The sequence below is a fragment of the Paracoccus suum genome (genome assembly GCF_003324675.1).
GTDB classification, from domain to species: Bacteria; Pseudomonadota; Alphaproteobacteria; order Rhodobacterales; family Rhodobacteraceae; genus Paracoccus; species Paracoccus suum.
In genome coordinates, this window is the sequence record NZ_CP030918.1 from 2,247,747 (window position 1) to 2,271,571 (window position 23,825).

Here is a 23,825-nt window from a genome sequence, read left to right on the forward strand (position 1 = left end):
CGAGGGATGACCGAGGTGAAAGCCACGGCCGAGGCAGACGCGCCTGCCGACCTGAACGAAGCCGTGATGGGCTTTGTCCAGGAACTCAAGACGTTCCGCAAGAATGTTAACAATCGCTTGCAAGTACAGGAAAATCGCATGACCATGTTCGACCGCAAGACCGCGCTGCGTGGCCGCTCGCCCCTGGCCTCGAGCGCCGAGGCCGAGGCGCCGCATCAGAAGGCGTTCAACGCCTATGTTCGCAGTGGCGACGAGGACGGCCTGCGTGGCCTGACCTTGGAAGAAAAGGCGATCAGCGTCGCCGATGGCGGCTTTCTGATGCCGACAGTGGTTGCGGAAAACGTGCAGAGCGCGCTGCGCTCGGCCACCTCGATCCGGGCGTTGGCAAATGTCGTGCAGATCGACGCCTCAAGCTATGACGTTCTGGTCGAGACCGGCGATACCGGCACGGCCTGGACAAACGACATTGCCGCGACGGCCGAGTCCGCGAACGCCGGCCTCGCCCGTATCTCGATCCCGCTGAACGAGCTGTCGGCCATGCCGAAGGCGAGCCAACGCCTGCTGGACGACGCCGCCTTTGACGTCGAGGCCTGGCTGTCCGAGCGGATCGCCGAGCGTTTCGGCCGGGCCGAGGCTGCAGCCTTCATGACCGGCAACGGCACTGACAAGCCCAAGGGCCTGCTGACGCAGGCAACCGCGACCCTCTACACCGAAGATCCGTTGAAGATCGGCGTCACCGCGACCACCACGCCCGGCGATTTCGACGTCGCCGACCCGATGGGCAAGCTGATCGAGGTGATCTACGCGCTGGGCGCGGGTTACCGCGCCCATGCCTCGTTCGTCATGAACAGCAAGGTCGCCGCCCGCCTGCGCCGCCAGAAGGATGCCGATGGCCGCTTCCTGTGGCAGGACAGCGTCTCGGCAGGCGAGCCGTCGCGGCTGCTGGGCTATCCGGTGGTCGTGTCCGAGGACATGCCCGACCCGGTCGGCGGCGGTGTCGCGCTGCTGTTCGGCGATTTCCGCGCCGGCTACACCATTGTCGAGCGTCCGGAGCTGCGCATCCTGCGCGATCCCTTCAGTGCCAAGCCGCATGTCCTGTTCTACGCGACCAAGCGGGTCGGCGGCGCGGTCACCGACGCCCGCGCGATCAAGCGGCTGAACTTCGCCTGATCCAAGGGCGAGGAAGGGGCCGCGCGCTGACGCATGCCGGTCCAGCTGTCCGCGCGCGCCGGCAGGCGCGCGGGCGCGGCCCCGTTTTCATTCATTCAGCCACGCGTCCGTGACGGGAGAACCGAGAGATGATGCTTGTCGAGGAGACGGCCCCCCCGGCCGCGGCGCTGCCCGTCGAGGCCTTTCGCGCCTACCTGCGACTTGGAAGCGGCTTTGATGTGGCGGTTGATGCCGCCGAGGATGCGGCCCTCGCGGGCTTTCTGCGCGCCGCCATCGCTGCGGTCGAGGCGCGCACCGGCAAGGTGCTGCTGACACGCCGCTTTCGCATGCGGATCGAGGACTGGCGCGACCCGGAGGCCCAGCCGCTGCCGCTGGCGCCGGTGCTGGCCATCGACAGCGTCGTGATCGACGATGGCCGCGGCAGCGAGACCAGCCTTGCCGCCAGCGAGGTGCAATTGCTGCCCGACAGTCAGCGTCCGCTGCTGGTCCCGGCCGGCTCGGTCCTTCCCGTGGTCCCCGAGCGCGGCTTCGTGACGATTCTGTTCACCGCGGGGTTTGGCACCAGTTGGACGACCATTCCGGCGGATCTGGCACAGGCGGTCATGATGCTTGCCGCGCACTACTACGAAGATCGTGGCGGTATGAGCGTGTCCGCTTCGTTGCCCTTCGGGGTCGCGGCGCTGATCGAGCGGTGGCGCGCGGTGCGCACGCTGGCCGGGCGCGGCGGGGCAGCAAATGTCCGGCGGAGTGCGTGGCGATGAGCGGGCCTGATCCGCGGCACCGCCTGATCCTCGAGGCTCCGGAGCGGGCGTCCGACGGGATGGGCGGGCAAACGACGGTCTGGCGCGCACTCGGGGCAATCTGGGCCGGGATGCGCGCCTCGACCGGGCGCGAGGCGCGCGGTGAGGTCGGTGCGGTCAGCGTGGTGTCCTGGGCCATCACGACGCGCGCGGCACCCGCGGGCGACCCGCGCCGACCCCGGCCGGGGCAGCGCCTGCGCATGGGCGAGCGCCTCTTCCGCATCGAGGCGATTGCCGAAACCGATGCCGGCGGACGCTGGCTGACCTGTCATGCCCGCGAGGAGGGAGGCGCATGAGCTATATGGGTTCGATCGCCCTGCAAGGCGCGGTCTACGCGCAGCTTTGCACCGATCCGGCCGTTACCGCCCTGATCGGCGATGCGGTCTATGACGCCATGCCGGTGACGCCCCCGGCCGGCACCTATGTCTCGCTAGGACCCGAGGTCGTGCGCCCGGCGGGTGATCAGACGGGCGCGGGCGCGGAGCATGAGTTCGTGGTGTCGGTCCTGTCCGGCTCGGACGAAGACAATGGCGGTTTCCAGGCGGTCAAGTCCGCCGCGGCGGCTGTCGCAGCCTCTCTGGAGGCTGGCGATCTGCCGCTGGACGAGGGCCATCTGGCAGGCCTGTGGTTCCTGCGCGCCACCGCCCGCCGGGCCGAAAGCGGTGCCGGGCGGAGGGTCGACCTGACCTTTCGCGCCCGCGTCGATCTGGGCTGACAGACAATCAAAGCATGAGGAGGGCCTGCAATGGCTGTGCAGAACGGACGTGATCTGCTGATCAAGATGGACATGACCGGCGGCGGTCAGTTCGAGACAGTGGCCGGGCTGAGGGCGACTCGTATCGGCTTTAACGCCGAGACGGTCGATGTCACCAGCCTCGACAGCACCGGCCGCTGGCGCGAGTTGCTGGGGGGTGCGGGCGTGCGCTCGGCCTCGATCACCGGCTCGGGCGTGTTCCGGGACAGCGGTTCGGACGCGCGCGTGCGGCAGGTGTTTTTCGATGGAGAGGCGCCGCGTTGTCAGGTCGTGATCCCGGATTTCGGCATCGTCGACGGGCCGTTCGTCATTACCGGCCTGGAATATGCCGGGACCTGGAATGGCGAGGCGACTTACGAGCTGACGCTGGCAAGCGCGGGAGCGCTGACCTTTACCGCCGACGCGACCCCCGCCCCGGTTCCCTAAGATGGCCGGCGCAAACCCCTATGCGGGCGAGGTCGAGGTCGTCCTGGACGGCGTTCCGCACCACGCCCGCCTGACCCTCGGGGCGCTGGCTGCGCTGGAGGGAGATCTCGGCGCAGAGAGCCTGGTCGCGCTGATCGAGCGGTTCGAGGGTGGGGCGTTCTCTACCCGGGACGTGCTGGCGGTTCTGATCGCGGGGCTCCGCGGCGGCGGATGGCGTGGTCGGTCGGAGGATCTGCTAACCGTCGAGATCGAAGGCGGCCCCCTGGCCTGCGCCCGCGCTGCGGCAGAGTTGATCGCCCGCGCTTTTCGCATCACGCGATGACGGGCGCGGCGGGTGATGTGCACCCCGACGGCCTCGACTGGCCGGGGCTGATGCGCGCCGGCATCCAGGGGCTGGGGCTGAAGCCGCGCGAGTTCTGGGCGCTGACCCCGGCCGAACTGGCGCTGATGCTTGGCCTCGACCTGACGGGTGGCGGGGGCGGGCCGATGAACCGTGTGCGGCTGGCCGAGCTGGCGGCGCGCTTTCCCGATGCGCCCGAGGGCGCCGCGCCTACGGGGTGACAAACTGAAATGCGAGGATGGAGGCTGTGATGGCGGACCAGGATGGACTCGACCGGCTGGAGCAGGGCCTCGGCGCCTCGGGCCGTATGTCGGCAGAGTTTGAGGCCGAGCTGGCACGGCTGCGCCAGTCGATGTTGTACACCGCCCGCGAGACGGGCCAGTTGTCGGCCGGAATCGGCGGCGGGCTGCGGCGTGCGTTCGACGGTCTCGCGCTCGACGGGATGAAGCTGTCCGACGCATTGAAGGGGGTCGCCCGCAGCATCGTCGACACCGCCTTCAGCATCGCCATGAAGCCGGTCCATCAGGCGCTGGGCGGCGCCATCGCGCAGGGCATGGGAGCCATGCTGGGCGGCACGATCGGCGGCGCGCAACCCTTTGCCAAAGGCGGCGCCTTTACCGAGGGGCGCGTCATGCCCTTTGCCCGCGGTGGGGTTGTCAGCCAGCCGACGTATTTCCCGATGCGCGGTGCAACGGGCCTGATGGGCGAGGCTGGCCCCGAGGCGATCATGCCCCTCCGGCGTGGTCCGGACGGGCGCCTCGGCGTCGCCGCCGCGGGCGGGCAGGGTGGACGGGCGGCCGTGAATGTCACGATCAATGTGACCACCCCCGACGTCGCAGGTTTCAGCCGCAGTCAGAGCCAGATCGCAGCCCAGATGAGCCGCGCCCTGGCGCGCGGCGATCGCAACGCTTGAGGGCATGATGGCATTTCACGAGATACGGTTTCCCGCCAACCTGTCCTTCGGATCGGTGGGCGGCCCTGAACGGCGCACCGAAATCGTCGCCCTCAGCAACGGCTATGAGGAGCGCAACACCCCTTGGGCCCATTCGCGCCGCCGCTATGACGCGGGGCTGGGCCTGCGCTCGCTGGATGACTTGGCCGACTTGATCGCGTTTTTCGAAGCGCGGGCGGGGCAGATGCACGGCTTTCGTTGGAAGGACTGGGCCGATTTCAAAAGCTGTGCGCCATCAGGGACGCCTGCGATGGACGATCAGATCCTCGGGCACGGCGATGGGGTCACGCAGGTGTTCCAACTGCGGAAGGCCTATCTCAGCGGTCCGGCAAGCTATGTGCGGCCGATTGCCAAGCCGGTGCGCGGGACGGTGCTGGTGGCGATTGCTGGTGATGCCATGCGCGAGGCGGTCGATTGGACGCTGGATTATGCGAGAGGCGCGCTGACTTTCCACGCGGCCCCGGGCGCTGGTGCCGAGATCACCGCGGGATATGAATTTGACGTGCCCGTTCGGTTCGATGCGGATCGGATCGCCGTTTCGGTCGCCTCGTTCCAAGCTGGCGGCATGCCCGATGTCCCGGTGCTGGAGGTACGGGTATGAGCGCGCTCGATCAGGGAACGACGCGGGCACGTGCCTGGGCGGTGACGCGCGCAGACGGCCTGGTCCTCGGGTTTACCGATCACGATGTCGCGCTCGAGTTCGAGGGCATCCGCTTTCGCCCCGACACGGGGATGAGTGCGGCGGCGGTGATGCAATCCTCTGGGCTGTCGGTGGACAACTCGGAGGCCGCTGGGATGCTGTCGGATGATGCGATCACCGAGGCTGATCTGCAGGCTGGTCGCTGGGACGCGGCCGACGTGCGCTTGTGGGAGGTCGATTGGGCGAAGCCGGCGGCGCGGCAGTTAGTATTTCGCGGCGCGCTGGGCGAGGTGACGCGCCAGGGTTCGGCTTTCAAGGCCGAGCTGCGCGGCCTCAGCGAGGCGCTGAACCGGCCGCAAGGTCGGGTCTATCATCCGCGCTGCCCGGCGGTGCTGGGTGACAGCGCATGCCGCATGAACCTGGGCCTGCCGGGTTATCGTGCCGATACGGTCGCGGTCGCGGTCGAGGAGGGACGGGTATTTCGGATTGGCGGCCTGCCGGGGTATGACCTGCGCTGGTTCGAGCGCGGTACGCTGGAGGTGACCTCCGGCGCCGCCAAGGGCCTGCGTGGTGCCATCAAGCGCGATCTGGCCATGCCCGATGGCGGCCGCGAGATCGAACTGTGGGCAGGTATCGGCGCTGCAGTCGCTGCCGGGGACGGGCTAAGGTTGACGGCGGGCTGCGACAAGCAGCCGGACACCTGTCGGCTGAAGTTCAACAACTACCTGAATTTTCGCGGCTTCCCCCATCTGCCAAGCGAGGATTGGTTGACGGCGCCGAAGGCCACCGGCGGCCGCGCAAGGCCTGCACCGCGGCCCGGCACTCCGCTGCCGGGAAATGGCGGCGGGGACCTTGGGCTGGCCGCGGGCGAGGACGACGGGGACGATGGTGCGGGTGGACGCGGGGGCAACGCGTAATGGACGAACATCCCGCGGTCGCCGCCGCCCGTGCGTGGATCGGCACGCCTTACGTTCATCAAGCCTCGACCCTCGGCGCCGGCGCCGATTGCCTGGGGCTGGTCCGCGGCGTCTGGCGAAGATTGTACGGGCCCGAGCCGGAGGCGCTGCCGGCCTACAGCCCCGATTGGGGCGAGGTCGGCGGGTCCGAGTTGCTGCTGGCTGGCGCGCTTCGGCATCTGCTTGCTGTTCCCCCGGACGCTCCCGTGGCGGAGGGGCAGGTGATCCTGTTCCGCATGGTCGAGCGCGCCAGTGCCAAGCACCTGGGTATCGTCTCGTGCGCCGGGGCTGCGGGTGCCTTTATCCACGCCTACGACCGCCATGGCGTGGTCGAGAGCCCGCTGTCGCGGCCCTGGGCCGCGCGCATCGTGACCCGGTTCACCTTTCCGGGCCAGTGAGCGCAACACCTTCAAGCCTTGAGAGGACGCGATGGCCACCATTCTTCTGTCTGCCGTGGGTGCTTCGATCGGCGCGGGCATGGGCGGGACCATGCTCGGCCTCTCGACCGCGGTCGTGGGCCGGGCAGTCGGCGCGACGCTCGGCCGGGTCATCGACCAACGACTGCTGGGGACGGGCTCGCGCGCGGTCGAGACGGGGCGGGTCGACCGCCTGCGTCTGCAGAGCGCGGGCGAGGGCACGCCCATCACCCGGGTCTGGGGCCAGATGCGCCTGCCCGGCCATGTCATCTGGGCCGCGCCGCTGGAGGAAGTGCGTCGCGATCAGGACGGCGGCCGCGGCAAGGGTGCCGCCAGCGGGCCCAAGGTCACCGAGATCAGCTATCGGCTGAGCGCGGCCTTTGCCCTGTGCGAGGGGCCGATCGGCGGTATTGGCCGGGTCTGGGCCGACGGTGAGGAGGTGGACCCCAATGACTTGAACCTGCGCGTCTATAAGGGGGGAACTACTCAGCTGCCCGACCCCTGCATCACCGCCCATGAGGGCGAGGCTGCGCCCGCTTATCGTGGCACCGCCTATGTGGTGGTCGAGAGCCTCGGGCTTGAGCGCTGGGGTAATCGTGTCCCGCTCCTGACCTTCGAGGTGACCCGCGCCGTGCCGAATGGCCACGGCCTCTCGCAGCATGTTCAGGCGGTGGCGATGATTCCCGGCACCGGGGAATACAGCCTGGCCACCACAGCTGTTGGGCTGGACCTGGGTCTTGGCGAGACCCGGATGATCAATCGCAACACCGTGTCCGATGGAAGCGATTTTGCGGCCTCGCTGCGGACGCTGCGGACCGAGTTGCCACGGGCGGGTTCGGTCTCGCTGGTGGTCTCATGGTTCGGCGACGACCTGCGCTGCGGCAATTGCACGGTGCAGCCCAAGGTCGAGGATGTGATCGACGCACCGGCGATGCCGTGGCGCGCGGGCGGTATCGGCCGCGATCAGGCCATGACGGTTGCCAGGGTGAACGATCGGCCGATTTATGGCGGCACGCCCGCGGATGCGGCGGTGATCGAGGGGATCCATGCCCTGAGCGCCAGCGGCCGCAAGGTCGTATTTTATCCCTTCATCCTGATGGAGCAGCGGGCGGGGAACAATCGCCCTGATCCGCATAGCGGCGCAAGCAGCCAGCCGGTCATGCCTTGGCGCGGGCGGATCACCGCGTCGGTCGCCCCGGGGCGCCCCGGCAGTCCCGACCGCACGGCTGCCATGGCGGCCGAGGTCGCGGCCTTCTTTGGCGTCGCCCAACCGTCGCATTTCACGGTCAACGGCATGCGGATCGATTATTCCGGTCCAGCCGAGTGGGGCTATCGGCGCATGATCCTGCACTACGCGCATCTTTGCGCACTTGCGGGCGGGGTCGACGCGTTCCTGATCGGATCCGAGATGGTCGGGCTGACCACGCTGCGCGGCGCGAGCGGATCCTATCCGGCGGTCGCTGAACTGCGGCGCCTCGCTGGCGAGGTGCGCGCCATCCTCGGGCCGCAGGTCAAGCTCAGCTATGCCGCCGACTGGACCGAGTATGCCGGTCACATGCCGGGAAATGGCGAGCGGCGTTTTCACCTCGACCCGCTCTGGGCAGACAAGAACATCGATTTCGTCGGCATCGACAACTACCTGCCGCTGACTGACTGGCGCGATGCGGAGGAGCATGCAGACGCGCATTGGGGCCGGATCGACGATCCCGCCTACCTGCGCAGCGGTGTCGCCGGTGGCGAATTGTTCGATTGGTACTATGCCGATCCCGCGCATCGCGACGCGCAGATACGCACGCCGATCACCGATGGCGATTTCAACGAGCAATGGGTCTGGCGGCTCAAGGACATTCGCGGCTGGTGGGAAAACCCGCATCGCGACCGTGCCGCCGGCGGGGCGCGCAGCCCTGTGCCGACGGCCTGGGTCCCGCGTAGCAAGCCGGTGTGGTTTACCGAACTCGGCTGCTCCGCGCTCGACAAGGGGACCAACCAGCCGAACAAGTTCCTGGATGCGATGAGCTCGGAATCCATGCTGCCGTTCTATTCCGACGGCAGCCGCAACGACGCCATGCAGGCGGCCTATGTGCGCGCCGTGACCGAGCATTGGTCGGATCCGGAGAACAACCCCGTCGGCGCTTGGGGCGGTCGGATGATTGACACCGCGCGACTGCATGTCTGGTGCTGGGATGCGCGGCCTTACCCAGCGTTTCCGGCGCTGGGCGAGTTGTGGTCGGATGGCGCCGCCTGGGCACGGGGCCATTGGCTGAACGGCCGCGCGGGCGCGGCACCGCTAGGTGACGTGGTGACCGAGATCTGCCGCGATGCCGGGGTGAGCGAGGTTGACGTCTCGGGCCTGTCCGGGATCGTGCGCGGCTATGCGCTGCAGGGTGCTGAGACTGCGCGCGCGGCTTTGCAAGTGTTGATGCTGGCGTATGGCTTTGACGTGACGAGCGGCGCGGGCAAGCTGGTCTTTCGGATGCGGGGCGCGCGTCCCGCGGCGGAAATTGGGGCCGATGATCTGGCCGAAAGCCAGGATCTGTCCCGCCCGGAGGTGTTGCGCGCGCCGGAGGCAGAACTCGCGGGCCGCGTCCGGATCACGCATGTCGAGGCGGGCACGGATTACGAGACCTGCACTGCCGAGGCGGTGCTGCCCGATGAGCGCCGGCCCGGCACGACCACCGATTCCGAGTTCAGCCTGGCGCTGACCCGCGCCGAGGGGCGGGCGATCGCTGAACGCTGGCTGGCGGAATCGCGGGTTGCGCGCGACAGCATGCGCCTGGCGCTGCCGCCGTCCCGGGCAGCCGGATTGCAGCCCGGGGACGTGATCCGGTGGCAACCGGCTGCTGGTCAGGGTCCTGCTGGCCGTTGGCGCATCGACCGTATCGAACGTGCGGGCGCTGCCGTCGTCGAAGCGGTCAGGGTTGAGCCGGGGGTCTATCGCCCGGTGGACACGACCGAGGACGCCTTGGCGCCGCGCCGCTTCGTGCCGCCGGTTCCGGTCTGGGCGGAATACCTCGATCTGCCGCTGCTGACCGGGGACGAAGTTCCACACGCGCCGCATCTGGCGGTCACGGCGATGCCTTGGCCCGGTAGCGTGGCTGTATATTCGGCGCTGAGCGAGGAGGGCGGGTTTGCCCTCAACCGCGTGCTGCCGCGTCCCTCGGTAATGGGCGTCACGCTGACGGCGCTGGATGCGGCGTCCGCTGGCGTGCGCGACCGGGGTCCGGCGCTGCGGATTCGGGTCAAGGGCGGCGCGCTGCGCTCTGCCACTGAGACCGCGCTGCTGGCAGGGGCGAATGCCATTGCGATTGGGGACGGCACCCCGGACCGTTGGGAAGTGTTTCAGTTCGCGACGGCGGTGCTGGTCGGTCCGGGCGTCTGGGAGGTCTCGGGTCGGCTGCGTGGACAGGCTGGGACTGACGGGGTGATGCCGGCGGTGTGGCCGGTGGGCAGCAAGGTGGTGCTGCTTGATGGGGCCTCCGCACAGTTGAGCCTGCCAGCCTCGAGCCGTGGCCAGTTGCGCATCTGGCGTGCCGGACCGGCCCTGCGCGGGGTCGATGATCCGAGCTATCGCCAACGGGCGCTGTCCTTTAGGGGCGTCGGCTTGCGGCCTTACGCGCCGTGCCACCTGCGGCTGTCGGCGCGCCAACTGACCTGGGTGCGCCGCACGCGCATCGATGGCGATGGCTGGGACGGTGTCGAGGTCCCGCTGGGCGAATCGCGCGAGGCCTATCGCGTACGCCTGGTGAGAGACGGCGGGCGCCTGGCCGAGGCGCTGGTTAGCGAGCCGCGCTGGACGATCCCCGAAGCATCCTGGGCCGCTGCGATCGCGGGCGGCCCGTTCGAGGCCGAGGTCGCGCAACTATCCGATGCCTATGGGCCGGGACCTGTCGCAAGGAGAACGATCGATGTCTGACACCACGTCCCGCCTGAAGCTGCCGCTGCTGCAGGCAGCGCAGGCGCAAAAGCACGTCACCCTGAACGAGTCGCTGGTTCGGCTGGACGGTTTGGTGAACCTGGTTCTTGAGGAAGCCAACCGTCTGGCGCCGCCCGAGGTGGTGGTCGATGGACTTTGCTATGGTGTGGCTCCGGGTGCGGTGGATGCCTGGGCAGGGCAGGGCGGCCAGATCGCCATCGGCAGCAACGGCGGCTGGGTCTATGTGGCTCCTCGACCGGGGATGAGTGCTTGGGATCGATCGACCGGCGCGCGCCTTGTCTGGGCCGGCAGCGGCGGCTGGATCGTGGGGGCGCTGACGCTGGCCGCCTCGGGCGCTGGCATGGTGGCGGGCGTTGCCGAGTTGGAGGTTACGCTGACCGCTGGTACGAGCATCACGACGGGGTTGGTGATCCCCTCCGGCGCCATGGTCATTGGTGCCAATGCGCGGGTCAAGCAGACCGTGACCGGGACCCTGACGAGCTGGCAACTCGGGACCGCCGGTGCGCTCGACCGGTTTGGCAAGGGGCTGGGACTGACCGTAGGCTCGTGGGCGCGGGGTATTTTGTCGGCGCCCATGACCTATTGGGACCCCGCGCCGTTGATCCTGACCTCCACCGGAGGCGCGTTTGCCGGCGGAAAAATCCGTCTCGCCATCCATTGGTGGGAGTTGCGTCTGCCGGATTGACGCACCGGCACAGCGGGGTGCCGCGCGCCCTGCCTCGCACCCCGGCGGGGGATCGGTTAAGATGCTCGCCACAGCCTGCGAGGTAGACGTGGACGCCCTGGTGAAACGGCCCCTGACGAGCAAGACCATGCACGATGTCTGGCACCGCATCCGCGAGGAAGCTGAGGCCGTCGTGCGGGCCGAGCCATTGCTGGGCGGTCCGGTCCATGCCGGGCTGCTCCACCACACACGGCTGGATCAGGCGCTCGCCTATCGCTTTTCGCTGAAACTGGCCTCGGCGGAGATGAGCGAGCAGATACTGCGAGAGATTGCCGACGAGGCCTATGCCGAGGATCCGACGCTCAGCGAAACCGCGCTGCGGGACCTGCTGGCGGTGGATGCGAGGGATCCGGCCGCACACCGGCTGATCCAGCCCTTGCTTTTCTTCAAGGGTTTTCAGGCGATCCAAGCCTATCGCATCGGCCATTGGCTGTGGGGCCAAGGGCGCGAGGACATGGCGTATTTCGTGCAGATGCGCATCTCGGAGGTGTTCGGCGTCGACATTCACCCGGCTGCGCGCCTCGGGCCGGGGCTGATGATCGACCACGCCCATTCAATCGTGATCGGCGAAACTGCGGTCGTCGGCGAGGACGTGTCGATGCTTCATAGCGTGACGCTGGGCGGGACTGGGAAGGAAAACGGAGATCGTCACCCCAAGATCGGCGATGGCGTGCTGATCGGGGCAGGGGCCAAGATTCTGGGCAATATCCGCGTCGGCTCGCGCAGCCGCATCGCGGCTGGCAGCGTGGTCCTGTCGGACGTCCCGCCCTGCGTGACAGTTGCGGGTGTTCCGGCGCGGGTCGTCGGGGTCGCGGGTTGTGACGAGCCGGCCGAGACGATGGACCAGCGGCTGGACGACGCCTGAGGCTGAGGTGCCAGCGATGCTTTCCTTTGACCCTGGCTTCCGCTAATTCCCGTCCACTCCGAGGGACCCGCCAGCCATGACCCAGCCCAAGCGCCTGTTCATCAAGACCTATGGTTGCCAGATGAACGTCCATGACAGCGAGCGCATGGCCGCCGCGATGGGCGCAGAGGGCTATGTCCAGACCGATAGCGTCGATGATGCTGACATGGTGTTGCTGAACACCTGTCACATCCGAGAGAAGGCCTCGGAAAAGCTCTACTCCGATCTTGGCCGGTTGAAGCCGCTGAAAGCCGGGCGGCCGGACCTGCGCATCGGCGTTGCCGGCTGCGTTGCCCAAGCCGAGGGCGAAGAGATCATTCGGCGCGCGCCGATCGTCGATCTGGTCGTCGGCCCGCAGGCTTATCATCGCCTGCCAGCCATGGTCCGGGGCGAAGCGCCGGCGGTCGTCACGGACTTTCCCCGGGAGGACAAGTTCGACCACCTGCCGCCAGCGACGCGCCGTGCGCCAACTGCCTTCCTGACCGTTCAGGAGGGGTGCGACAAATTCTGCGCCTTTTGCGTGGTGCCCTACACCCGCGGCGCGGAAGTCAGCCGCCCGGCAGCCCGCATTGTCGAGGACGCGCGCGGCCTCGTCGCGCGTGGCGTGCGAGAGATCACGTTGCTGGGCCAGAACGTGAACGGCTGGCATGGCGAGGACGCGACTGGGCGAGCCATGGGTCTGGGCCACCTGGTCCGCGCCTTGGCCGAGATCGAAGGGCTGGCGCGCATCCGTTATACCACGAGCCATCCTAACGACATGACCGACGATCTGATCGCCGCGCATGCCGAAGTGCCAGCGTTGATGCCTTATCTGCATTTGCCGGTCCAATCGGGCAGCAACCGTGTGCTGAAGGCGATGAACCGTCGTCATACCGCCGAGCAGTATCTGCGCCTGATCGAGCGCATCCGCGCGGCGCGGCCCGATATTCTGTTGACCAGCGATTTCATCACTGGCTTTCCGGGCGAAACCGATGCCGACCATGCCGCCACCTTGGAACTGGTCGAGGCGGTCGGCTTTGCCGCCGCGTTCAGCTTTCGTTATTCGGCCCGGCCCGGCACGCCGGCCGCCGACCGCCCGCCTGTCCCGCAGGAGATCGCCGAGACCCGCCTGCACGAATTGCAGGCCCTTCTGACGCGCCAGCAGCGCGCGGCGCAGGAAGCGATGGTCGGGCGCACGGTCGGGGTTCTGTTTGAAAAACCCGGGCGGATGGGCGGCCAGATGATCGGCAAATCTGACTACCTGCATTCGGTGTTCGTCAAGGCCGACAACGTGAAGGTCGGCGACCTGCTCCCGGTTCAGATTGTGGCCAGTGCTTCGAATTCTCTGCAAGGGCGGTTGGCTGCATGAACATCCCGCCGAACGCCCTGTTGGCCCTCGCCATTGCGCTCGAGGTGGCCGGCACCAGCCTGTTGCAGGCATCTCATCACTTCACGCGGCTGGTTCCCACGATCGCCATGGGCATCTGCTATGGCCTCGCCTTCTGGCTGCTGACCATCGTGCTGAAATACATTCCCGTCGGCATCGCCTATGCGATCTGGAGCGGCAGCGGCGTGGCCGCGATCGCCTTCATCGGCTGGGCATTCTTCGGTCAGCGGCTGGACCTGTGGGCGATCCTCGGGATCGGCCTCATCATCGTCGGGGTGCTGGTCCTGAACCTGTTGTCAGGCACCGTCCGGCACTAAAGCGAAGCGAAATTGCAAAAGCGCCGCCCGGGATCCGGGGCGGCGCTTTTTGTCGTTTCAGCCGACCGCCGCGTCGTAGCTCGCGGCCTTGATCGGGGCGTAGATGGCAGCCAGTCGCTCGACCGCATCGGCGGGGGCGAGCGTCACGGTCTCGCCGGTGCGGCGGCTGGTCAACTCGACCGTGTTGGTCGCAAGGCCGCGCGGCCCCGCGGTGATGCGCCACGGCAGGCCGATCAGGTCCATGGTGGCGAACTTGGCGCCTGCGCGCTCGTCCCGGTCATCATAGAGGACCGAGAGCCCGCGCGCCTCAAGCGCGGCGTAGAGCGCCTCGCAGGCGCTATCGGTGGCACTGTCCCCCTGCTTGAGGTTGACGATGCCGACGTCGAAGGGGGTCACGCCCTCGGGCCAGATGATGCCCTTGTCGTCGTGGCTCGCCTCGATGATCGCGCCCAGAAGGCGCGAGACGCCGATGCCGTGGCTGCCCATGTGGACCGGAACGCGGGTGCCGTCGGGACCGACGACCGTCGCGCCCATCGGCTCGGAATACTTGGTCCCAAAATAGAAGATCTGGCCGACCTCGATACCGCGGGCGGTACGGCGGCGCGCCTCGGGGATCTTTTCGAACACGGCCGGATCATGGGTCTCGTCCGTGCGGGCATAGCGGCTGGTGAACTCATCCAGCACGGCCTGGCAGGCGGCGGGATCGGCGGGATCGACCGTCCGGTCGCCGAAGGTCAGGTCGGTGATCTCGCTGTCATAGAACACCTCGCTTTCGCCCGTGTCGGCCAGAACCAGGAACTCGTGCGTGTCCTCGCCGCCGATGGGGCCGCTGTCGGCCCGCATCGGAATCGCCTGAAGGCCCATCCGCTCGTAGGTGCGCAGGTAGCTGACCAGATGGCGGTTATAGGCGTGGAGCGCGTCTTCCTTGGTCAGGTCGAAGTTGTAGCCGTCTTTCATCAGGAATTCGCGACCGCGCATCACGCCAAAGCGCGGACGGACCTCGTCCCGGAACTTCCACTGGACGTGATAGAGGGTCAGCGGCAGGTCCTTGTAGCTGTTCACATGGGCCCGGAAGATGTCTGTGATCATCTCCTCGTTGGTCGGCCCATAGAGCAGCTCGCGCTTGTGGCGGTCGTTCAACCGCAGCATTTCCTCGCCATAGGCCTCGTAGCGGCCGCTCTCGCGCCATAGGTCGGCGGGCTGCAGGGTGGGCATCAGCAAGGGGATGTGACCGACGCGCTGCTGTTCCTCGTGAACGATGCGCTCGATCCGCTTGAGGACGCGAAAGCCCAGCGGCAGCCAGGAATAGATGCCCGCCGCCTGCTGGCGGATCATACCGGCCCGCAGCATCAGGCGATGGCTGACGATCTGGGCGTCGGCCGGGTTTTCCTTCAGCACCGGCAGGAAGTACTGGGTCAGGCGCATCCGTAAACAGCCTCCGTTACGATTTTTTCCGGCCTAGCCGATGGTCTGGCGCAGGGCAATGGCCTGCCGTCCCGACTCCGCCCGCGCATGTCGCGCGCGTGATTGAACCCGTTGCGGGCAAGCGGTGTTGCATGTCACATGGCGCCCTTGCTGGCGCCTCTTTGTCATGGGCAATGCGTGTGCGGCGCGCGCGAGGGGACGGGTGGATGCGGATTCCGGTTCAAAAGCAGATCTGGTGGTGGGGCGCGGTCGGCCTTTTGCTGATCTTTGCGCTATGGCGCCTGGGCAATGTGATGACGCCGTTCCTGCTGGGGGCGGGCGTCGCCTATGTGCTCGACCCCGTCGCGGACCGGCTAGAGGCATCCGGGGTCAGCCGCCGATGGGCGGTGGGCCTGATCACGGTGGTCGCTGCCCTGGCCTTTGGTCTGATCCTGCTGCTGCTGGTGCCGATGCTCATCAAGCAACTGATCTCTGCTGTCGAAGGTGCGCCAGCATTCCTCGAACGCCTGCAGGAGTTCCTCTCGACCCGCTTCCCGCGCCTGCTGCCTGAGGGTGGCACCCTGCAGAACGCCATCAACAACGCCACGACGGCGATGAACGAGCATTCCGGCGAGGTGCTCAGCACGGTGTTGACCTCGCTGTCGAGCATGCTGGGCGTGCTTGCGCTGCTGGTGATCGTGCCTGTCGTGGCCTTCTACATGCTGCTTGACTGGGACCATATGGTCGAGAAAGTCGACGATCTGCTGCCGCGCGAGCACGCCGATACGCTGCGCCATTTAGCCTCCGGGATTGACGAAAGTCTGTCAGGATTCTTGCGCGGTCAAGGGCTTGTGACCCTTATCCTTGGAGCATTCTACGCCGTATCGCTGTTTGCGGTCGGCCTGCCTTTCGGCTTGGTCATCGGCATATCAGCGGCGATCTTGTCGATCATCCCCTACGTCGGCGTGTTCATCGGCGGGGTCACGGCCATCGGCGTGGCCACCGTCAGCTTCTGGAACGAGCCCTACTGGATTGGTGTCGTCGCTGCGATCTTTGCCATTGGTCAGTTCGTCGAGGGGAACTATCTGCAACCAAAGATCATCGGCGGCCATGTCGGGTTGCACCCCGTCTGGTTGATGATCGCCCTGTCGGTGTTCGGCACGCTGTTCGGCTTTGTCGGCCTGATCGTTGCCGTTCCGCTCGCAGCGATGGTCGGGGTCGTCGCGCGGTTCATGGCCGCCCGCTACAAGGAGGGGGCGATCTACACCGGGCGCGAGGTCCCGCCGCCGCCGCAGCAGCCGACGCTGATCGAACTGGTGCCGCGCGGGACGGTCGCCGAGGCGCGTCGCCGGGCGGAGGACGCCAAGGCCGTTGCCGTGGCCGAGGTGCGGATCGAGGATGCTCGCCGTGAGGCGCTCCGCGTTGCCGAGGAAACCGCGAAGGCGACCGGCGCTACGGCGGCCAGTGCGGCCGTGGCGATCGTGGCCGACCCGCGCGTCACCGATGTCACGCCGGAGGTGGTCGCCGTCTCGCCCACGCCGACGAATTCGGATGCCGGGGATTCCGATCCCATCCGCACGTTGGTCGATGATGCCGAGTTGGACGCCACTTCGCGGAAGCGGCGGTCGGCCGCGATGGACCGCGCGGTCCATGCCGAGGTCGCGCAGCGGACCGAGGATCTCAAAGAGGCAGCGCGCGACGTGGCCTTGGCGGCCATGGCGGGTGCTTCGCCCCCCGCCGCACCCGCCAGCGGAACTGCCCATCCGCCAGCGGCTATCGATCCCGACGCGAGTCCGAAGTCTGACCCCGCCGCCGCGGCCGAAGTGCTGTATGGCGAGGGCGAGGAGGTGACCGTCGAGGGCATCACCGCCGAGCTTGCCGCAACCCGCGCAAGTATCGAGGAGCGCGCGGAGGCCGCCATCGCCAAGAGCGAGGCGGAAGCTGCACCGGACATTGCCCGCGCGGAAATGGCGCGCGCCGGCGCCGTGCCCGATGCCGAGCCGGAAGCCGAGGATGGCGAGGCCCCGGTCCGTACGCTCACCGACGAGGCAGAGGCCGAGGTTCACGACGCCTTGCGCGGCAAGCCCCGGCCTACGGTGCGCGAGGTAGTCCGTCCCGCCCCTGCGCGTGACCGCGACCGCAAGGCTTGATGCAACCGCGTACCCCCCGACAGCTCTCGCTTGATCTGGCTACCCCCCCGGCGCTGGGGCGCGGCGATTTCCTAGTCGCCCCGTCGAACAGCGCCGCGCTTGCCGCGCTGGACGCGCCCGCGGACTGGCCCGGGGGGCGCTTGGTCCTGCTGGGGCCAGAGGGGTCGGGAAAATCCCACCTCGCGGCCATCTGGGCGGCCGAGAATGGCGCGCGCCGCGTCTCCGCCGCCGCGTTGCACCCCGAGATGGCCGACAACCTGATGCCCGAAGGCGCGGCCCTGGTCATCGAGGATGCCCATCGCGCGGGCGGCGCGGCGGGGGCGGAGCAGAGCCTCTTTCACCTGTGGAACCTGTCGGCCGCGCGGCAGGGATTGCTGCTGCTGACTGCGTCCACTGCGCCGCGGGACTGGGGGCTCGTCTTGCCGGATTTGCGCTCGCGTATGGATGCGCTGCCGCAGGTCGTCCTTGGACCGCCTGATGAGGCGTTGCTGGGCGCGGTGCTGGTCAAGCTGTTCGCCGACCGCCAGCTCGAGGTCGCGCCGGATGTGATCGACGCGCTTGTGTTGCGTATGGACCGCGATCTCGGCCTCGCGAGGCGTCTGGTCGCGGCCATTGACGAGGCCTCGCTGGCCGAGGGACGGCGCATCACGCGGCGCCTCGCCCTTGAGGCGCTCGATGGCCTAACCTCAGGGCTGGACGCGACTGCCGCGCTTGACCGCTAGGGCGCGTCGCCGCACCGTCAGCCGATGATCGACCGCCTTGAGATCTTGATCGCCCTCGCGCGCGAGCGGCATTTCGGCCGGGCTGCCGCCGCGCTCGGGATCAGCCAGCCGTCGCTGTCCTCGGGGCTGCGTACGCTCGAGGACCAACTAGGCGTGCAACTGGTGCGCCGCGGCTCGCGCTTCCAGGGCCTGACGCCTGAGGGCGAGCGCGCACTCGACTGGGCGCGCCGCATCGTCGGCGAGGCGCGGGCCTTCCGCGCCGATATGCGCGCATTACGCGAGGGGATCACAGGCGAGTTGCGCCTGGGGATCATACCCACCGCCGCGGTGCGGGTCGCGGCACTGACCGGCCCGTTCCTCGCCGCGAATCCTCGGGCGCGGCTGGCTGTCGTGACCCTCAGCTCGGATGCGATTATCGCCGGGATCGACTCGCTGGAACTGGATGCCGCGATCACCTACCAGATCACGGCCCCTGCGCGGCTGCTGCGCCTGCCGCTCTATACCGAGGATTACTGCCTGGTCGAGCAGGGCGGTGGCACCAGTCCCGCAACCTGGGCCGAGGCCGCGACCAAGCCGCTGGCGCTGTTGTCCCGCGACATGCGCAACCGGCGGGTCGTCGAGCAGATGCTGGCCGCCAGCGGTGCCGAGCCGGTCGTCCCGCGCATCGAGTCCAACAGCACGCTGGCGATCCTCGGCTGCGTTGCCGCCGGGCCGTGGGCCGCGATCCTGCCGCAAGCCCTGGGCGAGGCGTTGCCCCTGCCAGCTGGCGTCACGGCGCGCAGGCTGCCGGGCGACGGCGGCGAGGCGATCGCCCTGGTGACCCGGGATCTCAGCCCGCAACCGCCCCTTGTTGCTGCGCTGCTGGCCAAGTTGCGATAGGGACTGCCTATCATCCGACGGATCATCACCCTTGATCATCCGTTGACGCGCCGCTAGCCCGATGAGTTGTTGACCCAGCATCAGGCAAGGCCGGACATGACTGACAAGGACGCCACCCAAGGCATCGTCGCCGAGGTGATCGCCGCGCATTCCGGACAGGATGGCCCGCTGCTGCCGATGTTGCACGACATCCAGTCGGCGCTTGGCCATGTACCAGAAATCGCCGTGCCGATGTTGGCGGACGCGCTGCGGACCACGACGGCCGAAATCTATGGCGTCCTGACGTTCTATCATGACTTCAAGCGGGCGCCGCAGGGCCGGCATGTCCTGCGCCTCTGCCGTGCGGAAAGCTGCCAGGCGATGGGCGCGGCGGCCAACAACGACGCCATCATGCAGGCGCTGAACCTGGGCTGGCATGACACCACGCCGGACGGCGCCCTGACGCTCGAGCCGGTCTATTGCCTGGGCCTGTGCGCCTGCTCGCCCTCTGCCATGCTGGACGAGCGGCCGATGGGGCGGGTGCGTCCCGAAACCATTGCCGCTGCCGTTGCGGGGTTGCGCTGATGCTGACGATCTATGTTCCCGCGGATGCCGCCGCCCGTGCCCTCGGGTCGGACGAGGTTGCCGCCGCCGTAGCGCGTGAGGCCGAGGCCCGCGGCATCTCGCTGCGGCTGGTGCGCAACGGCACCCGCGGCATGATCTGGCTGGAGCCGCTGGTCGAGATCGAGCCCGAGGGTGGCATCCGCACTGCATTTGGGCCTCTGACAGCGGCCGATGTGCCGGCCCTGTTCGACGCCCCCGAAAGCCACCCCAAGGCGCTCGGTCGGGTCGAGGATATGGACTGGTTCAAATCCCAGACCCGCCTGACCTTTGCCCGCGTCGGGCTGATCGATCCGCTGGACCTCGATGCCTACCGCGCCCATGGCGGGCTCGCCGGCCTGGCTACCGCCCGCGCGATGGAGCCGGCAGCGGTGGTCCAGCAGGTCACCGACAGCGGCTTGCGCGGCCGCGGCGGGGCGGGCTTTCCCACAGGCATCAAGTGGAACACCGTCCTGAAGGCGCAAGCGGCGCAGAAATACATCGTCTGCAATGCCGACGAGGGCGACAGCGGCACCTTCGCCGACCGTATGCTGATGGAGGGCGATCCCTTCTGCCTGATCGAGGGCATGGCGATCGCCGGCCACGCGGTCGGCGCCGATCGCGGCTATGTCTATATCCGCAGTGAATATCCGGACGCCATCCGCATCATGCGCGCCGCCATGGACCTGGCCCGGCGGGCGGGCATCCTCGGGCCTGTCTTCGACATGGAGGTGCGGGTCGGCGCCGGTGCCTATGTCTGCGGCGAGGAAACCTCGCTGCTCAACTCGCTCGAGGGCAAGCGCGGCGTTGTCCGTGCCAAGCCGCCGCTGCCGGCGCTTGAGGGGCTGTTCGGCAAGCCCACGGTCGTCAACAACGTCATCTCGCTGGCCTCGGTCCCCGTCATCTTGGCCGAAGGCGCCGCGTTCTATCGCGACTTCGGCATCGGCCGCTCGCGCGGGACCATGCCGCTGCAGCTCGCCGGCAACATCGCCCGTCCCGGCCTTTACGAATGCGCCTTTGGCCTGACACTGGACAGGATCGTGAACGAGATCGGTGGCGGCAGCGCCACCGGGCGGCCGGTCAAGGCAGTGCAGGTCGGTGGTCCCCTCGGCGCCTATTTCCCGCCGGCGCTGTTCGACACCCCCTTCGGTTACGAGGAGTTCGGCGCCAAGGACGGGCTGATCGGGCATGCCGGGATCGTCGTCTTTGACGACAGCGCGGACATGCTTGGCATGGCACGTTTCGCGATGGAGTTCTGCGCGGTCGAATCCTGTGGTAAATGCACCCCCTGCCGGATCGGCGCCACGCGCGGGGTCGAGACGCTGGACCGCATCGCCGCGGGCGATCCCGCCGGCCTGCCGCTGTTGACCGACCTCTGCGAGACGATGCGCCTGGGATCGCTTTGCGCCCTTGGTGGGTTTACCCCATATCCGGTGATGTCCGCCGTCGCCCATTTCCCTGACGAGTTCGTCCGCAGCCGGGAGGCCGCCGAATGAAAGACTTCATCATCCCGCAGGATGCGCTCGATCCGCAAAACAGCCGCGATCTGGGAACGCCCGCCTCGCCCTCGGCCCAGTTGGTCACCCTCAGCATCGACGGCTTTGCCGTGACCGTGCCGGCCGGCACCTCGGTCATGCGCGCCGCGGCCGAGGCCGGGATCGCCATCCCCAAGCTATGTGCGACCGACAGCATGCAGGCTATCGGCTCGTGTCGGCTGTGCCTCGTCGAAATCGACGGCATGCGCGGCACGCCCGCCTCCTGCACGACGCCGGTGGCCGACGGCATGATCGTGCATACTCAGTCAGACACGGTTCGCCAGCTGCGCCGCGGCGTGATGGAACTGTACGTCTCGGACCACCCGCGCGATCTGCTGACCAGCCCGGCCAACGGGCTGGACGACGTGCAGACCATGGCCGCGGCCGTCGGCCTGCGCGAGGTGCGCTATACGCCCGGGGCGAACCATGTCGCGCCCTGCGGCGCAGACGGCCAGGCCAACCCGCTGTTCCGCGCGCCCGACACCTCGAACCCCTATTTTACCTATGACCCCGCGCTGTGTATCGTCTGCATGCGCTGCGTGCGGGCCTGCGATGACATCCAGGGCACTTTTGCCCTGACGGTCGAGGGCCGAGGCTTCGACAGCCGGATCGTCGCCGGGCAGGACCAGCCTTTCCTGACCTCGGACTGCGTGTCCTGCGGGGCCTGCGTGCAGGCCTGCCCCACCGGCTCTCTGCTGGAGAACACAGTCGCCGAGATCGGGACCCCCGAGCGCAGCATCATCACCACCTGCGCCTATTGCGGCGTCGGGTGCAGCTTCGAGGCGCAGATGCGCGGCGACGAGGTCGTGCGCATGATCCCCTACAAGCACGGCAAGGCCAATCGCGGCCACAGCTGCGTCAAGGGCCGCTTTGCCTGGGGCTATGCCAATCACGGCGATCGTATCCTGTCCCCGATGGTGCGCGAGGCGATCACTGACCCTTGGCGCGAGACCAGCTGGGACGAGGCGATCAGCTTTGCCGCGAACCGCATGCGCGCCATCCAGGACGAGCATGGACGCGATTCGGTCGGCGTGATTACCAGCTCGCGCTGCACCAACGAGGAAACCTACCTGGTGCAAAAGCTGGCCCGCGCGGTCCTGGGCACCAACAATACCGACACCTGCGCCCGGGTCTGCCATTCGCCCACCGGTTACGGGCTGAAGACGACCTTCGGCACATCGGCCGGCACGCATGATTTTGACTCGGTCGAGTTCTGCGACGTTGCCCTAGTGATCGGCGCCAATCCGACTGACGGCCATCCGGTGTTCGCGTCGCGCCTGCGCAAGCGGCTGCGCGAGGGGGCGGCGCTGATCGTCCTCGACCCGCGGCGCATCGACCTGCTGGACACGCCGCACCTCGGCGAGGCGCATCACCTCGCACTGCGCCCCGGCACCAACGTGGCCGTGTTGACGGCCCTCGCCCATGTGATCGTGACCGAGGGGCTGATCGACGAAGCCTATATCCGCGCCCGCTGCGACTGGGACGAATACCTCGCCTATGCCGAGTTCGTGTCGGACCCGGCCCGCGCGCCCGAAGCGGTGGCCGAGGCGACCGGGGTTCCGGCCGATGCCATGCGCGCCGCCGCCCGGCGCTACGCCGCGAACGGTGCCTCGGCGATCTATTACGGCCTCGGGGTGACCGAGCACTCCCAAGGCTCGACCACCGTGATGGCGATTGCGAACCTGGCGATGCTGACCGGGAACATCGGCAAGCCGGGCGCCGGGGTGAACCCGCTGCGCGGCCAGAACAACGTCCAGGGCAGCTGCGACATGGGCAGCTTTCCGCATGAGCTGCCCGGCTATCGCCACGTCAGCGACCCGGAGGCGAGGGGCATCTACGAGCGGCTGTGGGGCGTGACCATCCCGGACGAGCCGGGGCTGCGCATTCCCAACATGTTCGACGCTGCCGTCGCCGGCGAGTTCCACGGCCTCTACTGCCAGGGCGAGGACATCCTGCAATCGGACCCCGACACAACCCATGTCGCGGCGGCGCTGTCGGCGATGGACTGCGTGATCGTGCAGGACCTGTTCCTGAACGAGACCGCCAGTTACGCTCATGTGTTCTTGCCGGGCAGCACTTTCTTGGAAAAGGACGGGACCTTTACCAATGCCGAGCGTCGCATCAACCGCGTGCGCAAGGTCATGGCGCCTCGCAACGGCTATGGCGACTGGGAGGTGACGCAACTGCTGGCCAACGCACTGGGCGGTAACTGGAACTACACCCATCCGGCGCAGATCATGGACGAGATCGCGGCCACCACCCCCAGCTTTGCGGGCGTCAGCTATTCGCTGCTGGATGCGGTCGGCTCGGTCCAGTGGCCCTGCAATGATGCTGCGCCGCTCGGCACGCCGATGATGCATGGGGACGGCTTCGTGCGCGGCAAGGGCCAGTTCATCCACACCGAATATGTCGCCACCGACGAGCGCAGCGGGCCGCGTTTCCCGCTGCTGCTGACGACCGGACGCGTACTCTCGCAATATAACGTGGGCGCGCAGACCCGGCGGACCGACAACAACGTCTGGCATGCCGAGGACCGGCTGGAGATTCATCCTCATGACGCCGAGAACCGCGGGCTGAAGTCCGGCGACTGGGTGCGGCTGGCGAGTCGTGTTGGTGCGACGACCCTGCGCGCCCTGGTGACAGAGCGGGTGGCGCCGGGCGTGGTCTACACCACCTTCCACCATCCGACGACGCAGGCGAACGTGGTCACGACCGACAACAGCGACTGGGCGACGAACTGCCCGGAATACAAGGTGACGGCCGTGCAGGTGACCCCTTCGAACGGGCCATCGGACTGGCAGGAGGCTTATGCCGAACATGCCGAGGCCGCGCGCCGCATCCTGGCGGCGGAATAAGG

The 23,825-nt window shown here is 68.0% G+C and carries 23 protein-coding genes; 22 read left to right on the plus strand and 1 reads right to left on the minus strand.

What is annotated here, in order from left to right; genetic code table 11:
• Nucleotides 1–6 precede the first annotated feature (6 nt).
• The 16 genes from DRW48_RS10960 (at nucleotide 7) to DRW48_RS11035 (ending at nucleotide 13,699) form a co-directional block, all read left to right on the plus strand.
• Nucleotides 7–1,170 carry a phage major capsid protein gene (locus DRW48_RS10960; protein ID WP_114076467.1) on the plus strand — a complete coding sequence of 388 codons (1,164 nt, stop codon included), beginning with the start codon at nucleotides 7–9 and terminating at the stop codon, nucleotides 1,168–1,170.
• A gap of 128 nt (nucleotides 1,171–1,298) precedes the next feature.
• A complete protein-coding gene (locus DRW48_RS10965) occupies nucleotides 1,299–1,931 on the plus strand; it encodes a head-tail connector protein (RefSeq protein ID WP_114076468.1) in 633 nt (210 codons plus the stop codon).
• Nucleotides 1,928–2,266, plus strand: a complete 339-nt coding sequence (locus DRW48_RS10970) for a head-tail adaptor protein (RefSeq protein WP_114076469.1) — start codon at nucleotides 1,928–1,930, stop codon at nucleotides 2,264–2,266. Before DRW48_RS10965 ends, DRW48_RS10970 begins: the two co-directional genes overlap by 4 nt.
• Nucleotides 2,263–2,685, plus strand: a complete 423-nt coding sequence (locus DRW48_RS10975; RefSeq protein ID WP_114076470.1) for a DUF3168 domain-containing protein — start codon at nucleotides 2,263–2,265, stop codon at nucleotides 2,683–2,685. Before DRW48_RS10970 ends, DRW48_RS10975 begins: the two co-directional genes overlap by 4 nt.
• Nucleotides 2,686–2,715: 30 nt before the next feature.
• Nucleotides 2,716–3,150: a phage major tail protein, TP901-1 family gene (locus DRW48_RS10980; RefSeq protein ID WP_114076471.1), complete on the plus strand. Its 435-nt coding sequence runs from the start codon at nucleotides 2,716–2,718 to the stop codon at nucleotides 3,148–3,150.
• Nucleotide 3,151: 1 nt separating this feature from the next.
• The gene (locus DRW48_RS10985) at nucleotides 3,152–3,472 is read left to right on the plus strand and encodes a gene transfer agent family protein (protein WP_114076472.1); all 321 of its coding nucleotides are present in this window, start codon (nucleotides 3,152–3,154) and stop codon (nucleotides 3,470–3,472) included.
• Complete coding sequence (locus tag DRW48_RS10990; RefSeq protein WP_114076473.1) at nucleotides 3,469–3,711, plus strand: rcc01693 family protein; 243 nt, start codon at nucleotides 3,469–3,471, stop codon at nucleotides 3,709–3,711. The genes DRW48_RS10985 and DRW48_RS10990 overlap by 4 nt, the downstream gene beginning before the upstream one ends.
• A 29-nt stretch (nucleotides 3,712–3,740) precedes the next feature.
• A complete protein-coding gene (locus DRW48_RS10995) occupies nucleotides 3,741–4,403 on the plus strand; it encodes a phage tail tape measure protein (protein ID WP_114077509.1) in 663 nt (220 codons plus the stop codon).
• A 7-nt stretch (nucleotides 4,404–4,410) separates the two neighbouring features.
• Complete coding sequence (locus DRW48_RS11000; protein ID WP_114077510.1) at nucleotides 4,411–5,043, plus strand: DUF2460 domain-containing protein; 633 nt, start codon at nucleotides 4,411–4,413, stop codon at nucleotides 5,041–5,043.
• On the plus strand, nucleotides 5,040–5,999 hold the full coding sequence (locus tag DRW48_RS11005) for a DUF2163 domain-containing protein (RefSeq protein WP_114076474.1): 960 nt from the start codon (nucleotides 5,040–5,042) through the stop codon (nucleotides 5,997–5,999). Before DRW48_RS11000 ends, DRW48_RS11005 begins: the two co-directional genes overlap by 4 nt.
• Nucleotides 5,999–6,436, plus strand: coding sequence for a C40 family peptidase (locus DRW48_RS11010; protein ID WP_114076475.1), 438 nt, complete (start codon nucleotides 5,999–6,001; stop codon nucleotides 6,434–6,436). Before DRW48_RS11005 ends, DRW48_RS11010 begins: the two co-directional genes overlap by 1 nt.
• Nucleotides 6,437–6,467: 31 nt before the next feature.
• Nucleotides 6,468–10,367: a baseplate multidomain protein megatron gene (locus DRW48_RS11015; protein ID WP_114076476.1), complete on the plus strand. Its 3,900-nt coding sequence runs from the start codon at nucleotides 6,468–6,470 to the stop codon at nucleotides 10,365–10,367.
• A complete protein-coding gene (locus DRW48_RS11020; RefSeq protein WP_114076477.1) occupies nucleotides 10,360–11,073 on the plus strand; it encodes a DUF2793 domain-containing protein in 714 nt (237 codons plus the stop codon). The genes DRW48_RS11015 and DRW48_RS11020 overlap by 8 nt, the downstream gene beginning before the upstream one ends.
• A gap of 127 nt (nucleotides 11,074–11,200) precedes the next feature.
• On the plus strand, nucleotides 11,201–11,977 hold the full coding sequence (gene cysE, locus DRW48_RS11025; RefSeq protein WP_114077511.1) for a serine O-acetyltransferase: 777 nt from the start codon (nucleotides 11,201–11,203) through the stop codon (nucleotides 11,975–11,977).
• Nucleotides 11,978–12,053: 76 nt separating this feature from the next.
• Nucleotides 12,054–13,364, plus strand: a complete 1,311-nt coding sequence (gene miaB, locus DRW48_RS11030) for a tRNA (N6-isopentenyl adenosine(37)-C2)-methylthiotransferase MiaB (RefSeq protein WP_114076478.1) — start codon at nucleotides 12,054–12,056, stop codon at nucleotides 13,362–13,364.
• Nucleotides 13,361–13,699: a DMT family transporter gene (locus DRW48_RS11035; RefSeq protein WP_114076479.1), complete on the plus strand. Its 339-nt coding sequence runs from the start codon at nucleotides 13,361–13,363 to the stop codon at nucleotides 13,697–13,699. The genes miaB and DRW48_RS11035 overlap by 4 nt, the downstream gene beginning before the upstream one ends.
• A 57-nt stretch (nucleotides 13,700–13,756) precedes the next feature.
• On the opposite strand, the gene proS is transcribed toward DRW48_RS11035, so the two are convergent.
• The gene (gene proS / locus DRW48_RS11040) at nucleotides 13,757–15,124 is read right to left on the minus strand and encodes a proline--tRNA ligase (RefSeq protein ID WP_114076480.1); all 1,368 of its coding nucleotides are present in this window, start codon (nucleotides 15,122–15,124) and stop codon (nucleotides 13,757–13,759) included.
• A 206-nt stretch (nucleotides 15,125–15,330) separates the two neighbouring features.
• Here proS and DRW48_RS11045 point away from each other — a divergent pair, with 206 nt between their 5' ends.
• The 6 genes from DRW48_RS11045 to fdhF all read left to right on the plus strand — a co-directional run bounded on the left by DRW48_RS11045 (nucleotide 15,331) and on the right by fdhF (nucleotide 23,823).
• Nucleotides 15,331–17,253 carry an AI-2E family transporter gene (locus tag DRW48_RS11045; protein ID WP_114076481.1) on the plus strand — a complete coding sequence of 641 codons (1,923 nt, stop codon included), beginning with the start codon at nucleotides 15,331–15,333 and terminating at the stop codon, nucleotides 17,251–17,253.
• On the plus strand, nucleotides 17,253–17,975 hold the full coding sequence (locus DRW48_RS11050; RefSeq protein WP_114076482.1) for a P-loop NTPase family protein: 723 nt from the start codon (nucleotides 17,253–17,255) through the stop codon (nucleotides 17,973–17,975). The genes DRW48_RS11045 and DRW48_RS11050 overlap by 1 nt, the downstream gene beginning before the upstream one ends.
• 24 nt (nucleotides 17,976–17,999) lie before the next feature.
• Nucleotides 18,000–18,854 carry a LysR family transcriptional regulator gene (locus DRW48_RS11055; protein ID WP_114076483.1) on the plus strand — a complete coding sequence of 285 codons (855 nt, stop codon included), beginning with the start codon at nucleotides 18,000–18,002 and terminating at the stop codon, nucleotides 18,852–18,854.
• 96 nt (nucleotides 18,855–18,950) lie between these two features.
• Nucleotides 18,951–19,418 carry a formate dehydrogenase subunit gamma gene (locus DRW48_RS11060; protein WP_114076484.1) on the plus strand — a complete coding sequence of 156 codons (468 nt, stop codon included), beginning with the start codon at nucleotides 18,951–18,953 and terminating at the stop codon, nucleotides 19,416–19,418.
• A 2-nt stretch (nucleotides 19,419–19,420) separates the two neighbouring features.
• Entirely contained in the window at nucleotides 19,421–20,929 is a 1,509-nt protein-coding gene (locus DRW48_RS11065) for a formate dehydrogenase beta subunit (RefSeq protein WP_114077512.1), read from the plus strand.
• Nucleotides 20,926–23,823, plus strand: coding sequence for a formate dehydrogenase subunit alpha (gene fdhF, locus DRW48_RS11070; RefSeq protein ID WP_114076485.1), 2,898 nt, complete (start codon nucleotides 20,926–20,928; stop codon nucleotides 23,821–23,823). Before DRW48_RS11065 ends, fdhF begins: the two co-directional genes overlap by 4 nt.
• Nucleotides 23,824–23,825: the final 2 nt, after the last annotated feature.

Coding starts and splice junctions, on each gene's coding strand:
- DRW48_RS11005 (WP_114076474.1), top strand. CDS start 5,040: ATGAGCGCGCTCGATCAGGGAACGACGCGGGCACGTGCCTGGGCGGTG.
- DRW48_RS11055 (WP_114076483.1), top strand. CDS start 18,000: ATGATCGACCGCCTTGAGATCTTGATCGCCCTCGCGCGCGAGCGGCAT.
- DRW48_RS10965 (WP_114076468.1), top strand. CDS start 1,299: ATGATGCTTGTCGAGGAGACGGCCCCCCCGGCCGCGGCGCTGCCCGTC.
- DRW48_RS10970 (WP_114076469.1), top strand. CDS start 1,928: ATGAGCGGGCCTGATCCGCGGCACCGCCTGATCCTCGAGGCTCCGGAG.
- cysE (WP_114077511.1), top strand. CDS start 11,201: ATGCACGATGTCTGGCACCGCATCCGCGAGGAAGCTGAGGCCGTCGTG.
- DRW48_RS11020 (WP_114076477.1), top strand. CDS start 10,360: ATGTCTGACACCACGTCCCGCCTGAAGCTGCCGCTGCTGCAGGCAGCG.
- DRW48_RS11000 (WP_114077510.1), top strand. CDS start 4,411: ATGGCATTTCACGAGATACGGTTTCCCGCCAACCTGTCCTTCGGATCG.
- DRW48_RS11015 (WP_114076476.1), top strand. CDS start 6,468: ATGGCCACCATTCTTCTGTCTGCCGTGGGTGCTTCGATCGGCGCGGGC.
- fdhF (WP_114076485.1), top strand. CDS start 20,926: ATGAAAGACTTCATCATCCCGCAGGATGCGCTCGATCCGCAAAACAGC.
- DRW48_RS11035 (WP_114076479.1), top strand. CDS start 13,361: ATGAACATCCCGCCGAACGCCCTGTTGGCCCTCGCCATTGCGCTCGAG.
- DRW48_RS10985 (WP_114076472.1), top strand. CDS start 3,152: ATGGCCGGCGCAAACCCCTATGCGGGCGAGGTCGAGGTCGTCCTGGAC.
- proS (WP_114076480.1), bottom strand. CDS start 15,124: ATGCGCCTGACCCAGTACTTCCTGCCGGTGCTGAAGGAAAACCCGGCC.
- DRW48_RS11045 (WP_114076481.1), top strand. CDS start 15,331: ATGCGGATTCCGGTTCAAAAGCAGATCTGGTGGTGGGGCGCGGTCGGC.
- DRW48_RS10980 (WP_114076471.1), top strand. CDS start 2,716: ATGGCTGTGCAGAACGGACGTGATCTGCTGATCAAGATGGACATGACC.
- DRW48_RS11010 (WP_114076475.1), top strand. CDS start 5,999: ATGGACGAACATCCCGCGGTCGCCGCCGCCCGTGCGTGGATCGGCACG.
- DRW48_RS11060 (WP_114076484.1), top strand. CDS start 18,951: ATGACTGACAAGGACGCCACCCAAGGCATCGTCGCCGAGGTGATCGCC.
- miaB (WP_114076478.1), top strand. CDS start 12,054: ATGACCCAGCCCAAGCGCCTGTTCATCAAGACCTATGGTTGCCAGATG.
- DRW48_RS11050 (WP_114076482.1), top strand. CDS start 17,253: ATGCAACCGCGTACCCCCCGACAGCTCTCGCTTGATCTGGCTACCCCC.
- DRW48_RS10975 (WP_114076470.1), top strand. CDS start 2,263: ATGAGCTATATGGGTTCGATCGCCCTGCAAGGCGCGGTCTACGCGCAG.
- DRW48_RS10960 (WP_114076467.1), top strand. CDS start 7: ATGACCGAGGTGAAAGCCACGGCCGAGGCAGACGCGCCTGCCGACCTG.
- DRW48_RS10995 (WP_114077509.1), top strand. CDS start 3,741: ATGGCGGACCAGGATGGACTCGACCGGCTGGAGCAGGGCCTCGGCGCC.
- DRW48_RS10990 (WP_114076473.1), top strand. CDS start 3,469: ATGACGGGCGCGGCGGGTGATGTGCACCCCGACGGCCTCGACTGGCCG.